Here is a 13,352-nt window from a genome sequence, read left to right as displayed (position 1 = left end):
GCGTGCGTCCCACCTCGAGCTGGCCCCCCGTCAGCGTGAACGGCAGGCGGGCGTCGGACGCGTCGAGGAGTCCGCCCCCACGAGGGGGGCGCGCCGTCGCCTCCTGGCGCGCCGCGAGCGCCCGGCGACGTGCCAGGGCCGCCTGCAGGACGAACGCCTCCTGGTAGCGGAAGCGGTGCTGGGCGCGGTACGCGTCCTCGACCTGCCGGGGCCGGTGCACCAGCTCGTACGCGCACGCCAGGCTCATGAGCTTGTCCCGCTGCACGATCGCCGCCGGCACGGGGTCGTCGGTGTCGGCCAGGCGCAGGGTGTCGAGCACCAGGCCCACCGCCGTGGCGATCCGTTCGCTGGCGAGCTTGTCCACCGCCGGGTACACGGGGATGGGCCGGTCCACGTACTCGGGGTCGTCGTCGTCCTCGTCGAGGAGCACGTAGCGCGGGTTGGTGAGCGAGAGGTTCCCCCGGTACAGCGTCACCTTGCCCGAGAACACCGCCCGGATGCCGGGGCGGAGCTCTCGCTGGGCCGCGAACCCGTTGAAGAAGGTGAGGTTCATGCCGCCGAGGCCGCCGTCCTCCTGGTCGGTGATCACCACCTCCAGCAGCGTGCCCTTCCGGGTGTGCATTCGGCGGGAGGCGGCCGACTGCACGCGGGCGATCAGCGTGACCTCCTCGTCCACCGGGACGTCCGCGATCGGTGTCAGCTCCCCCCGCTCCAGGTAGGTGCGCGGGAAGTGGTTGAGCAGCTCCCCCACCGTGGTGATGCCGAGGTACTTGTCCAGGTGCTTGGCGAGGGGTCCCACGAACGTGCCCAGCGGCGCGTCGAGCTCCGAGGGTACTGCGCGCGGCACGTCAGGGCTCACGGGCCTCCACCCCCGCCGGGGGCGCCGCCAACTGCGTCACGGTGATGCTCACCGGGTCCCCCGCCCGATGGATGAGGGCCAGGGCGGGCTCGGCGTCGGGCACGTGGACGTGGACACGCCACCGGTACCCCTCCTCGACCTCGGTGACCGCGCTCATGATCACGGAGTCCCCCAGCTCGTCGAGGTGCAGACGCAGGGTGGCGGCGTCGAGCGGGCTCAGGTTGATGGTGCACATGACCTCCACGCCCTCGGCGTCGGAGCCGTGGTGGATGTGCGGCGCCTGGATATCGTACCCGTGCAGTCCGTCGAGCAGCTCGTCCTGCAGTTCCTCACCGAGGGCCGCGGCGCGGAGGGCGTCGAGGACCAGCAGGAACCCGACACCCCCGGCGTCCACCACCTCCGCCGCGGTGAGCGGGCCGAGCTGGCTCTCGGTGTGCACCACGGCCTCCAGCGCGTGCTGCACGCAGGCGTGCAGGGTGAGGGCCAGGGCGTGGTTGCTGTCGTCCCCCGGATGGGCGGACACCGTCGAGGCAGCCCCGCGGGCGGCGGCCTCCAGCACGGACAGCATGGTGCCGGGCACGGGATCGCTGAGCGCGGACCAGCTGCGGATCTGGGCGCGGTGCATGGACTGCGCGAGGAGTGCGCAGGTGAGGCGGGTGCTCCCGTGGAGAGGTTCGGCGAAGGCCGAGAGGAACACGGCCAGGAGGGTGCCGGAGTTGCCCCGCGCATCCTCCATGGCACCCCGCCCGGCCACGGTGAGCAGTTCGCCGAGATCCGTGGCCTCGGAGGTGTGGGCCGCATGCGCGGCGGAGCGCACCGTCTGGTACAGGTTGGTGCCCGTGTCGCCGTCCGCCACCGGGAAGATGTTGATCGCGTCCAGGCGGTCGCTGTGGTTGCCGAGGGACTCCTCCGCCCTGCTCAACCAGCGTTTCATCGCAGCGGCGTTCGCGGTGATCTTAGTGTGCAAAGTGATCCCATCCCCTGAGAGCCGTGGGCCGTGACGCCAGTGTCACCTGCGCTCCGCCCGGCCTCACCGAGCCTACCGCAGCGAAACCCGGCGGAAGGGAGGAGCCGGCGGGGAAGGCGGCGAGCAGCCCGTGGTCCTCACCACCACCGAGCACCCAGTCCAGGGGGTCCACCCCGAGGACCAGGGCGGTCCCCCGGAGGGCCTGCGCGTACGGTGCGAGGGCGTCCGGGTCCAGGTCGAGCCGCACCCCGCTCGCCGTCGCGATCCTCCCGGCGTCGCGGACGAGCCCGTCCGAGATGTCGAGCATCGCCGTCGCCCCCGCGGCGGCGGCCGCTGGTCCGGCGTCCAGGGGAGGCCGGGGGCGCAGCTGGGCGTCGGCGAGCGCGGCGGCGTCCGGCCCGAGGTCGGGCAGGGGTCTGCCGTCCTCCAGGAGGGCCAGCCCGGCTGCGGCGCGTCCGAGGGTGCCGGCCACGGCGAGGACGTCCCCCGCCCGCGCACCGGACCGGAGCACGGCGGCGGAGTCGAGGACGCCGGTGACGGCGGCGGTGACCACGAGCTGCGCCCCTGCGCCGAGATCGCCTCCCACCACCGAGCAGTCGGAGGCACCCAGCTCCGCGACGGCCGCGCTCAGACCACGGGCGCAGTCCTCCACCCAGGCCACCGGGGTGGTGGGCGGGAGGGTGAGACTCACCACGAGCGCCGTGGCGCGGCCCCCCATCGCGTTGATGTCGCTCAGGTTCTGCGCCGCGGACTTCCAACCGACGTCGTGGCCCGTGGTGCGGAAGCCGTTTGGACGCACCAGGCGGAAGTCGTGGTCCTCCACGAGCGTGTCCATGGAGATGACCAGGGGGCCCTCCACGGGATGCAGGAGTGCGGCGTCGTCCCCCGGGCCGAGGAGGGCGCTCCGCGCGGGCCCGAGGAGGGGGAGGATCCGCGCGAGGAGCTCACCCTCCGTCAGGTCCCGGACCACGGGCCCGGGCGTCTGCGGTTCGCCTGGTGACGTCATGGTCATCACCGTACGGCGCGCTACCGACACCCGCGGGACGCCCCCGGGGGCGACACCACGGAACTCACGGGGCGGTGAGGGCCGCCACGTAGTCGGCCAGCCGGTCCCTCGCGGCGGGCGGGGTGAACCCCGTGGCCCGGATCTTCGTCAGGTCGAGCGTGCTGCGCAGCGGCCGCGGTGCGGCGTCCTTGCCCGCGAAGTACTCCTCGGTGGTGACGCCGGTGACGTCCCCGCCGTCCCTGCCGCACAGTCCGTACACCTCCGCGGCGATCTCCGCCCAGCTCTGCTCGGCGCCGTCGTTGGTCACGTTGTACGTGCCGTGGGGTGCCTCCGTCCGCAGGAGGTGGAGGATGGCGGCCGCGATGTCCTCGGTGAAGCTCAGTCGGCCCACCTGGTCCTCCACCACGCTCGGCGAGATCCCCCGGCCCGCGAGATGCGCCATGGTGCGCACGAAGTTCGCGCCGTCCCCGATGACCCAGCTGGTGCGCACGATGTAGTGGCGCGGCACGGTGGCCACCACGGCGTCGCCGGCGGCTTTGGTCTGCCCGTAGACGCCGAGCGGGCTGAGCGGTTCGTCCTCGGTGTGCAGGGCGTGCGTGCCGTCGAAGACGTAGTCGCTGGAGACGTGGACCAGCGTCAACCGGTGCTCGGCGGCCACCTTCGCCAGCGCGGCGACGGCCGTGACGTTGACCGCCCACGCAGCTGCACGGCCCTCGGCGGTCTCCGCGGTGTCCACGGCCGTGTAGGCGGCGGCGTTGACGATCGTGCCGTACGCGCTCCAGGGACGTGCGGTGCCCAGGCCTGCGTCCAGCAGGTCCAGGTCGGCGCGGGACGCGAACTCGACGGCGGGGTCATCGGCGAGCGCAGCCCGCAGCGCGGTCCCCAGCTGACCGTCCGCCCCCACCACGAGCGTCTTCCGGGGGCCGAGCGGGGTCACGTCCGCCAGCCGTGGGTGGTTGCGGTCCTTGTCGGAGAGCTCGGCGTCGGTGAGCGGGATGGGCCAGTCGATCGCGGCGGTCTCGTCGGCGAGGTTGAGGAACACGTACTGGTCCTGGGCGTCCGCGGACCAGTGGTCGTTCACGAGGTAGGTGTAGGCCGTGCCGTCCTCGAGGGTCTGGAAGGCGTTGCCCACTCCCCGCGGGATGAAGATCGCCGTGGACGGATCGAGCTCCGCGGTGAACACGGCTCCGAAGGAGGGCCCCTCGCGCAGGTCCACCCAGGCGCCGAAGACGCGTCCGGTGGCCACGGAGATGAACTTGTCCCAGGGCTCGGCGTGGATGCCGCGCGTGGTGCCGGCACTCTCGTTGAAGGAGATGTTGTTCTGCACGGGGCCGAAGTCGGCCAGACCCGCGGCGGTCATCTTCGCCCGCTGCCAGTTCTCCTTGAACCAGCCGCGGTTGTCGCCGTGCACCGGGAGGTCGAACAGGACGACGCCGGGGATGGGCGTCTCACGCGAGCCGAGGGGCTTCGAGAAGGCGGGACCCATGCGCCTACTGCCCCAGCTCGGTGTACTTGGACTCGGTCACGGCCTTCTGCGGCCGCCACCAGGCCTCGTTGTCCCGGTACCAGGCGATCGTGTCGCGCAGTCCCTGCTCGAAGTGGGAGAACTCGGGCGTCCACCCCAGTTCCGTGCGCAGCTTGGTGGAGTCGATGGCGTACCGCATGTCGTGGCCCACCCGGTCCACCACGTGGTCGTAGGCGTCGGAGGGCCGGCCCATCTCGGTGAGGATGAGTTCCACCACGTCCCTGTTGTTCCGCTCGCCGTCGGCGCCGATCAGGTAGGTGTGCCCGATCTCCCCCCGGTCCAGGATGGTCCAGACCGCCGAGGAGTGGTCGTCGGCGTGGATCCAGTCGCGGACGTTCAGTCCCTCGCCGTAGAGCTTGGGGCGCACGCCGTCGATCACGTTGGTGATCTGGCGCGGGATGAACTTCTCCACGTGCTGGTAGGGGCCGTAGTTGTTGGAGCAGTTGCTGATGGTGGCCTGCACGCCGAAGGACCGCACCCAGGCGCGGACCAGCAGGTCGGAGCCCGCCTTGGTCGAGGAGTAGGGGCTCGAGGGGTTGTAGGGGGTGTCCTCGGTGAAGCGGACCGGGTCGTCGAGTTCCAGGTCCCCGTACACCTCGTCGGTGCTGATGTGGTGGAAGCGCACGCCGTGGCGGCGCACCGCCTCCAGCAGCGTGTAGGTCCCGATGATGTTGGTGTCCAGGAAGGGCCGCGGATCGTGCAGCGAGTTGTCGTTGTGCGACTCCGCCGCGTAGTGCACCACGGCGTCCGTACGGGCCACGAGGGGATCGACGACGGCGGCGTCGGCGATGTCCCCGACCACGAGTTCGAACCGGTCCGCCGGGAGCCCCTCGAGCGAGGCGTGGTTGCCCGCGTAGGTCATCTTGTCCAGGACCGTGACGGAGACGTCCGTCTGCTCCATCAGGTAGTGGACGAAGTTCGATCCGATAAAGCCGGCGCCGCCGGTGACGAGGAGATTCTTCACGTCCTGCACTTTACCGGCTGGTATCCGGCAGGAGCCGCACTCCACGCCGCGACCGGAGTGGGCGACTGCATGTTCGTGACCTGCCGGCCGCGGCGGAGGGTGCAGGCGATGACACCGGTCAGTGGGTCACACCTGGTGGTGTCCTCGACGGCGCCCCACGAGGAAGCCGCCCACCGCGAACACGGCGGCGAGCACGCCCGCGCCGATCCAGGTGGCCGGGGTCATGGAGCCGACGGAGGTGCGCTCGTCGTCGGCCAGGACCGCCGCGCTCGCGGATGCCGGGGGGGTGGCCGCCCGGGTGGGCCGCTGGGTGGCGGTGGCCGACGACGTCCCGGCCGCATCGGGGACGTTCTCCGCCGGGACCGCCTCGGACACGGTGTCCACGGCGGGCGTGGTGGGGAGGGCGGACACGGTGGCAGACGCGGACGGGGCGGCGGACGCCGTCGGCTCCGCGGTACCACCGGCCTGCCCGGAGGGCGTCGCCGTCGGCCCGGCGGTGGGTGCCGGCCCCGCGGCCTCCGGTGCGGATGCGGGCGGTACGGGGCTCTCGCCCTCGATCACCACCACCTCACCGGTCAGCTCGTCGTAGCGGAGGTTCGTGTAGATCAGCGAGTCCGCGAAGAGCAGGTTGCCGGTCCCGGGTTCGATCAGGTACCCCGTGGGCGGGTGGACCAGGAAACCGGTGCGGGCGTTGATGTCGAGCCCGGTCGCGGGATCGACGCCCGAGACCGCCGTCGGGTCCTCGATCGGCGGGACGGGGTCGCCGGAGGTCTGCGGCGGGGTGGGGGGGGGCGCCACCCCGGCGCCGGGCAGCTGCCGGTTCACCTGCGGCACGTCGAGGACCGCGTCGGTGGCGGGCGCGGGAGCCGCGCCTGCGAGCGCTCCGGTCAGGAGCAGGGCGCCGATCGTCGTCGAGAGGACCCTCGGGGTGGTCCTGGAGCGGGCGGCGCACCGGGTGGTGGATCCGTCGGTCGGCAGGGGGCTGGAGTGGGACGCGGTCATCTTTTCCTCGGCTCGGCTCTCGCCCCCCGGCCGCGACGTGGCGCCGGTGGGCGGGGTGGGCATCCCTCGGTGGTCACAGGGATCGTGCACACACTACTGTCGGCACCATGGTGCGCTCCGTTACCGTTTCCGGACGGGGAGCCGTGTCGCCCGGAGCACCTACTAGGCTGGGTTCATGCCTGCCCTTCCCCGTGCCGCGACCTCGCTGGTGGCTGCCGCGATCCTGCTGTGCGGCGTCCCCGGGTGCGCCTCGGTGGTGGCGGTGGATCCTGCGGGCGACGCCGCGAACGCCCGCTGCGCCGACGTGATGCTCGCGCTCCCGCCCGATGTCGCGGACAACACGCAGCGGGACACCGACAGCCAGGCAACCTCGGCCTGGGGGGACCCCTCGAAGGTGGTGCTCCGCTGCGGTGTGGACGTCCCCGGCCCCACCACGGACCCCTGCGTCACCGTGAACGACGTGGACTGGGTGCTGCGCGAGGGCGATCCCGCGTGGACCGCCACCACCTACGGTCGCGACCCCGCCGTGGAGGTCCTCTTCGACCCGGACGAGGTGGCCTCGAGCACCGTCCTGGTGGAACTGGGCAACGCCGTGTCGAGGTCCCCGCAGAGCCGTATGTGCGTGGGGATCTCCGAGGAGATCATCCCGCCCACCGACGACTGACCCCGATTCCCCGTACCCACCCAGGAGGCACCGTGAAGGCCGAGCAAATCTCCGACGTCTGCACCTTCCACGGCGAGGGCCCGTTCTGGGACCCCCGCCGGAACGAACTGCTGTTCGTGGACATGCAGGAGGGTGACGTACTGGTGTGTGGCGCCGACGGTGCGATCCGGCGCCACGACGTCCACGAGCGCCTCGCGGCGGCGGTGCGGGCGCGCGAGTCCGGCGGTTACGTGATCGGCGTGGAGCGGGGTTTCCTCTTCGCGGACGACACCTTCTCCACCCTGGAGACGGGCCCGACGGCGTTCGGTGACACGGGCGTCCGGATGAACGACGGCACGTGCGACACCGCCGGCCGGTTCCTCTGCGGATCCATGGGCTGGGACGGCGGCTTCGGCGCGGGCACCCTGTACTCCCTGGATACGGACCACGCGGTGTCCACGGTGCTGACCGGAGTGTCCATCTCGAACGGCCTGCACTTCTCCGCCTCCGGGGACACCGCGTTCTACAACGACACCCCCACGGGTCGCATCGACGCGCTCGCGTACGACGTCGGAACCGGCCGCTTCACCGACCGCCGCACGTTCGCCGTCGTCGAGCCGGCACTGGGCACACCGGACGGCATGGCGATCGACGTCGAGGGCGGGATCTGGACCGCCCTCTACGGAGGGGGCGGTGTGGCCCGGTACGGTGCGGACGGGAAGCTCTCGGACCTCGTCCACCTGCCGGTCACGAACGTCACGGCCTGCGCGTTCGGCGGCGAGGACCTCACCACCCTGTTCATCACCACCACGCAGGAGAACATCGAGGAGGGCTCCGAGCCGCAGGCGGGTGCGCTGTTCGCCGTCGAGACGGGCGTCGAGGGCGCCGCGCTGCCGATGTTCAGGGGCTGACCCGCTCAGGGGCTGACCTGCCCGGAGACGAGCCCGGGGCACCCTCCCGCGGCGCCCGCTGCTGGACGTCCGCGGGAGGATGTCCCCCTGGTTCGTACCCGTTCCCTGCACGGATGACTGCTGCGAGGCGAGCCGGACCGCCGTGTCGGGGGATCGGCGTACTCCGGTGGCGGAGATGCGATCCGCGCCTCGGTGGCGGCGTACGGTACCGATGGAGGCACCGGGACCTCCTCGTCCGGGTGGCCGTCAGGATGTCGGCGCCCTCGTCGACGGAAGGGTGGGAACGGGAGAGGGCCGCACCTGTGTTTCCCTCTCCCGTTCGCATCACCATGTCCTGTCACCGTGTCCTGTCACCGGCGGTAAGTAGACTGATGGTTCACGCTCGACACGACTGATGGGAACCGATATGGCAGACACACTGGGTAGTCCTTCCTCAGAGCCCGAGGGCGGCTTCGAGCGCGATCCGAGCGACTGGGTCACGGGTGACGAGCCCATGACCGGGGCGCAGCGGAGCTACCTCGACACCCTGGCCCGTGAGGCGGGTGAGGAGATCCCCGCGGACATCACGAAGGCGGAAGCCTCGGAGCACATCGACCGCCTGCAGTCGAAGAGCAAGCGGGTGGACGGCGCCTCCTGACGGATCCGCCGCAGGACCGTGCAGACGATTCACCTCGAGGGGCGCCGCGACCGACCGGTCGCGGCGCCCCTCGACGTGGAGGGCCTCGGCCGGGACCGCAGCCGCCGTAGCCAGGGCGCAGAACGGTCAGCGCACCCCGCGGGACCGCGGCGGATCCTGCTCCTCCGGCCGGCGGACGGCGGAGGCCGCCCCGGCGAGCACGTCCCGGAAGGCCAGGACGGCCGGACGCCGGGCACCGCCGCGCCGCGCCGAGGTGAAGACGGACCGTCGTGGGGCGTCCGGGAGGTCCAGGAGCCGCACGGGGACGTTCCGCCCGGTCCACACCAGGTCAGGCATGAGGGCCACGGCGTTGCCTGATTCGATGAGCCGGATCTGCGCCTGGAGATCGGCCGTCTCGTAGCGGACGTCCGGCTCGAAACCCGCGAGCCTGCAGACCTGCTCGGCCCAGTGCCGGGACGCCGCTCCCCTGGGTTCCATGACCCACGCCGCTTCGGCGGCGTCCTGCACCGAGGAGATGGCCTGCATCCCCGTAGGAACCGTGGGCACTGCGAGCCGGATGGCATCGGTGGTGAGCGGCACGGAGTCCAGCTCCGGGTGCCGGGGGGCGGCATGGCCCGGGTACTGCTCGGCGATCACCAGGTCGAACTCCCTGGCGAACGTCTCGTAGAGCGCACGCTCCGGTTCGCGCTGCACCATCTCCACCCGCACGTCCGGGTAGTCCTGCGTCATCGCCCGGAGTGCGCCGGGCATCAGCGCCAGGGCCGCGGACTGGAAGACCGCCACGCGCACCGTGCCGGTGACGGTGGTGAGGGACGCCGCGAGATCGGCCTCGGCGCGCTCGAGCGTCTCGAGCAGCTCCGCCGTGTGGGCCACGAGCACCTCTGCCTGCGGCGTGAGACTCACCCGCCGGCCGGTCTTCCGCAGCAGTTCCACCCCCACCTCCTTCTCGAGCAGGGCGAGCTGCTGCGACACGGAGGAGGGGCTGTAGCTCAGGGCCGCGGCGACCTCGGCGAGGGTTCCGCGCAAATGCAGCTCACGGAGCAGCCGGAGCCGCCGGAGATCGAGCACGATCACCTCCACTGTTCATGTCTACCCACCGGTAATCGTCATGATTCGTTGCTTTTCCCAACTCTACGCTGGTCGCATACTGGAGCGTGTTGCACCCCGCACGTCCTGCCGGCCAGAAGCCACCCGATCGAAAGCTGTCGCCATGACCACCCAGACCCCCTCCCGCGACGTCCCCGCCGGCACCCCGGCCGCCCCCGCCCCGGGCGCCCCCCCCGAGCCCGCCGGTACCTCCCACTTCTCGGCCGGTCCCGGCGGTAGCACCGACCTGCCGGCGACGCTGCCGCAGGATGCGATCACCCTGGTGCGGCGGGGGCCGACCGAGGCCGCCCGGGTGCCCGTGGACCCCTCCGCGCAGCAGCTCGCCGGTGTGCTCAAGGACCCGGACGGTCTGGCCGTCCCGGTCGGGTTCGTGGACGGCGTCATCCGGCCCGAGGACCTCTCCGGGGCGGCCCGCAATCTCGCGGCCATCGCGCCGAAGGTCCCCGGCTTCCTCCCCTGGTACATGCGCTCGGCCGTGAGGGTCGGGGCCGCCGTCGCCCCCGTGCTGCCCCGAGTGGTCATCCCGATCGCCCGCCGGGTCCTCCGCGAGATGGTGGGCCACCTCATCATCGATGCCACCGACGCCAAGCTGGGCCGCTCCATCGGGCGGATCAGGCGCGACGACGTCCGCCTGAACGTCAACCTGCTCGGTGAGGCGGTGCTCGGCGACCACGGGGCCGCGCGCCGGCGGCAGGGAACCGTGCGGCTCCTCGAGCAGCCGGCCGTGGACTACGTCTCCATCAAGGTCCCCGCCCCCGGGGCGCCCCCCCCCGCCTGGGCGTTCGACGAGTCGGTGGCGCACGTGGCCGAGAAGCTCACGCCGCTCTACCGGATCGCGGCGGGTTCCACCGTGCCCAAGTTCATCAACCTGGACATGGAGGAGTACAAGGACCTCGAGCTCACCATCGCGGTGTTCATGGCCATCCTGGACCGGCCGGAGTTCAAGGGACTCGAGGCCGGGATCGTCCTCCAGGCCTACCTCCCCGATTCCCTCGCGGCGATGATCCGCCTGCAGGAGTGGGCCGCAAGGCGGCGGGCCGACGGCGGTGCCGCCATCAAGGTCCGGGTGGTGAAGGGCGCCAACCTGCCCATGGAGCAGGTCGAGGCATCGGTGCACGGGTGGCCGCTGGCCACGTGGGGCACCAAGCAGGACGCGGACACCCACTACAAGCGCGTGCTCAACTACGCGCTCCAGCCGGACCGGGTGGAGAACGTCCGCATCGGGGTGGCGGGGCACAACCTGTTCGACCTCGCCTTCGCGTGGCTCCTCGCGGGGGAACGCGGGGTGCGTCACGGCATCGAGTTCGAGATGCTCCTCGGCATGGCGCAGGCCCAGGCGGAGGTGGTCAAGCGCGACGTCGGGTCGCTGCTCCTCTACACGCCCGTGGTGCACCCGGGCGAGTTCGACGTCGCCATCGCCTACCTGATCCGGCGGCTGGAGGAGGGAGCCAGCTCCGACAACTTCATGTCCGCGGTGTTCGAGCTCTCCGAGAACGAGGGGCTCTTCGAGCGCGAGAAGAACCGCTTCCTCGCCTCGCTGGACGCACTGGATACCTCGATCCCGGTGTCGAACCGCCGGCAGGACCGCGGCGTCATGGCAGCGGCGCACATCGGCTCCGGTTTCGGCAACACCCCCGACACGGACCCCTCGCTCCCCGCCAACCGGGCCTGGGGCCGGCAGATCCTCTCCCGGGTCGCCACCTCCGAGCTGGGCCACGACGTCGTCGCCGCCACCACCCTGACCCGGGCCGAGGACCTCGACCGCACCATCGCAGGAGCGGTGGAGGCGGCCGCCGCGTGGGGTTCCATGACCGGGGCCGAACGGGCCGCCGTCCTGCACCGTGCCGGGGATGCCATCGAGGCCCGCCGGGCCGAGCTCATGGAGGTCATGGCGTCCGAGACCGGCAAGACCCTCGACCAGGCGGACCCGGAGATCTCGGAGGCCGTGGATTTCGCCCACTACTACGCGGAGCGCGCCCGCGACCTGGACGACGTCGACGGCGCCGTGTTCGCGCCGGTGCGGCTCACGGTGGTCACGCCGCCCTGGAACTTCCCCGTGGCCATCCCCGCGGGTTCCACCCTCGCCGCACTGGCCGCGGGCTCCTCGGTGATCATCAAGCCGGCGTCCCAGGCGCGGCGCTGCGGTTCCGTGATGGTGGAGGCGCTCTGGGCCGCCGGGGTTCCCCGCGACGTGCTGAACCTCGTGCAGGTGGAGGAGGGCGAGCTCGGGAAGCAGCTCATCTCCGACCCCCGGGTGGACCGCGTGATCCTCACCGGCGGGTACGAGACCGCCGAGCTGTTCCGCTCCTTCCGCACGGACCTGCCGCTGCTGGCGGAGACCTCGGGCAAGAACGCCGTGATCGTCACACCGAGCGCGGACTTCGACCTCGCGGCGAGGGACGTGGCGCAGTCGGCCTTCGGCCACGCCGGGCAGAAGTGCTCCGCGGCATCCCTGGTGATCCTCGTGGGCAGCGTCAGCAGCTCCGCGCGCTTCCGTCACCAGCTGCTCGACGCCGTCCGGTCGCTGACCGTCGGCTACCCGGAGGACCCGACCACGCAGCTGGGCCCGGTGATCGAACCGGCCGCGGGCAAGCTGCTCGACGGTCTCACCACCCTCGGCGCGGGCGAGTCCTGGCTCGTGGAACCGCAGCAGCTGGACGAGTCCGGCCGGCTCTGGAGCCCCGGCGTGCGGGACGGCGTGCAGCGCGGATCCGCCTACCACCTCACGGAGTACTTCGGGCCGATCCTCGGCATCATGACGGCGGACACCCTCGAGGAGGCCATCGCGCTGCAAAACGACATCGACTACGGCCTCACCTCGGGCATCCACTCGCTGGACAGCAAGGAGATCGCGGCCTGGCTCGACGGCGTGCAGGCCGGCAACCTCTACGTGAACCGCGGCATCACGGGCGCGATCGTACGGCGCCAGCCGTTCGGTGGCTGGAAGAAGTCCGCCGTCGGTGCCGGGACCAAGGCGGGAGGCCCCAACTACCTGGTGGGCCTCGGCTCCTGGTCCTCGCGGGAATCCTCCGCCGAGGACGCGCCGCTGCCCGGCGTGGCCCCGCTGCTCGGGGCGGCGCGCGCCGCCGGACTCGCCGAGGAGGACCTCGCCCGGCTCACCCGCGCGGCGGCGTCGGACGCCGCAGCCTGGAAGGCGGAGTTCGGTCAGGTCAAGGACGCCTCCGCCCTCGCGGCGGAGCGGAACCTGTTCCGCTACCTGCCGCTCCCCGTCACGGTGCGCCTCTCCGAGGGTGCGCCGGTGGCGGATCTGGTCCGTGTGCTCATGGCGGCCAAGGCAGCGGGTGCGCCGGTGGACCTCACCACGACCCAGGAGCTCCCCGCGGCACTGCGCACGATCGTCGCCGCGCAGGCCGCGTCGGTGATCGTCGAGTCCGAGGATGCGTGGCTGGCGCGTGCCGCATCCTCGAGCATCGGCAGGGTACGGCTGGGGGGCCCGAACGCCTCCGCACTGCTGGAAGCCACCGGCGGGCGCCCCGATCTCGCCGTGTACGCCGGTGTGGTCACCGAGTCCGGACGCGTGGAGCTGCTGCCGTTCCTGCACGAGCAGGCCGTCAGCATCACCGCGCACCGCTTCGGGACGCCCAACCACCTGACGGACGGCATCCTCTAGGGCGGTCCTCCGGCGCCGGAGGACCGCCGGGCGTATGCCCGGCTCTGGCAGAATCGGTCCGGACAGACTCCCGCCCGTCCGGCGGGGAGCCGGAAGGATC

General features: G+C 72.0%; 10 protein-coding genes and 1 pseudogene. 4 read left to right on the top strand and 7 right to left on the bottom strand.

The genetic code is table 11. From position 1 onward, the window contains the following. From AC792_RS11865 to AC792_RS11840, 6 genes and pseudogenes are all read right to left on the bottom strand, one after another. A pseudogene (locus tag AC792_RS11865) lies at window positions 1–859 on the bottom strand (ATP-dependent DNA helicase RecG); the annotation flags it as partial. After that, entirely contained in the window at window positions 849–1,793 is a 945-nt protein-coding gene (locus tag AC792_RS11860) for a DAK2 domain-containing protein (protein WP_049830717.1), read from the bottom strand. The gene AC792_RS11860 and the pseudogene AC792_RS11865, both read right to left, overlap by 11 nt. A 22-nt stretch (window positions 1,794–1,815) precedes the next feature. Next, on the bottom strand, window positions 1,816–2,832 hold the full coding sequence (gene thiL, locus AC792_RS11855) for a thiamine-phosphate kinase (protein WP_049830716.1): 1,017 nt from the start codon (window positions 2,830–2,832) through the stop codon (window positions 1,816–1,818). Between the two features lie 64 nt (window positions 2,833–2,896). Beyond that, complete coding sequence (locus AC792_RS11850) at window positions 2,897–4,318, bottom strand: sugar nucleotide-binding protein (RefSeq protein WP_049830715.1); 1,422 nt, start codon at window positions 4,316–4,318, stop codon at window positions 2,897–2,899. Window positions 4,319–4,322: 4 nt separating this feature from the next. Next, window positions 4,323–5,321 (bottom strand): dTDP-glucose 4,6-dehydratase, encoded by a 999-nt coding sequence (rfbB, locus tag AC792_RS11845; RefSeq protein WP_049830721.1) that lies wholly within the window; start codon window positions 5,319–5,321, stop codon window positions 4,323–4,325. A 126-nt stretch (window positions 5,322–5,447) separates the two neighbouring features. Further along, window positions 5,448–6,323 carry a hypothetical protein gene (locus AC792_RS11840; protein WP_049830714.1) on the bottom strand — a complete coding sequence of 292 codons (876 nt, stop codon included), beginning with the start codon at window positions 6,321–6,323 and terminating at the stop codon, window positions 5,448–5,450. 175 nt (window positions 6,324–6,498) lie between these two features. On the opposite strand from AC792_RS11840, the gene AC792_RS11835 reads away from it, so the two are divergent. The 3 genes from AC792_RS11835 (at window position 6,499) to AC792_RS11825 (ending at window position 8,514) form a co-directional block, all read left to right on the top strand. Continuing rightward, on the top strand, window positions 6,499–6,987 hold the full coding sequence (locus AC792_RS11835) for a DUF3515 family protein (protein WP_049830713.1): 489 nt from the start codon (window positions 6,499–6,501) through the stop codon (window positions 6,985–6,987). A gap of 32 nt (window positions 6,988–7,019) precedes the next feature. Next, a complete protein-coding gene (locus tag AC792_RS11830; RefSeq protein WP_049830712.1) occupies window positions 7,020–7,877 on the top strand; it encodes an SMP-30/gluconolactonase/LRE family protein in 858 nt (285 codons plus the stop codon). Window positions 7,878–8,283: 406 nt separating this feature from the next. Continuing rightward, complete coding sequence (locus AC792_RS11825; RefSeq protein ID WP_235436693.1) at window positions 8,284–8,514, top strand: DUF3072 domain-containing protein; 231 nt, start codon at window positions 8,284–8,286, stop codon at window positions 8,512–8,514. Between the two features lie 126 nt (window positions 8,515–8,640). Here AC792_RS11825 and AC792_RS11820 read toward each other — a convergent pair whose 3' ends face one another. Continuing rightward, window positions 8,641–9,582, bottom strand: a complete 942-nt coding sequence (locus AC792_RS11820) for a LysR family transcriptional regulator (RefSeq protein ID WP_049830720.1) — start codon at window positions 9,580–9,582, stop codon at window positions 8,641–8,643. Between the two features lie 142 nt (window positions 9,583–9,724). Between AC792_RS11820 and AC792_RS11815 the strand changes: the two genes are divergently transcribed. Further along, window positions 9,725–13,252, top strand: coding sequence for a bifunctional proline dehydrogenase/L-glutamate gamma-semialdehyde dehydrogenase (locus AC792_RS11815; RefSeq protein WP_082177699.1), 3,528 nt, complete (start codon window positions 9,725–9,727; stop codon window positions 13,250–13,252). Window positions 13,253–13,352: the final 100 nt, after the last annotated feature.

Source organism: Arthrobacter sp. RIT-PI-e, assembly GCF_001187915.1.
In the GTDB taxonomy this organism is placed as follows: domain Bacteria; phylum Actinomycetota; class Actinomycetes; order Actinomycetales; family Micrococcaceae; genus Arthrobacter_D.
This window is presented reverse-complemented; position numbering and strand designations above follow the sequence as displayed.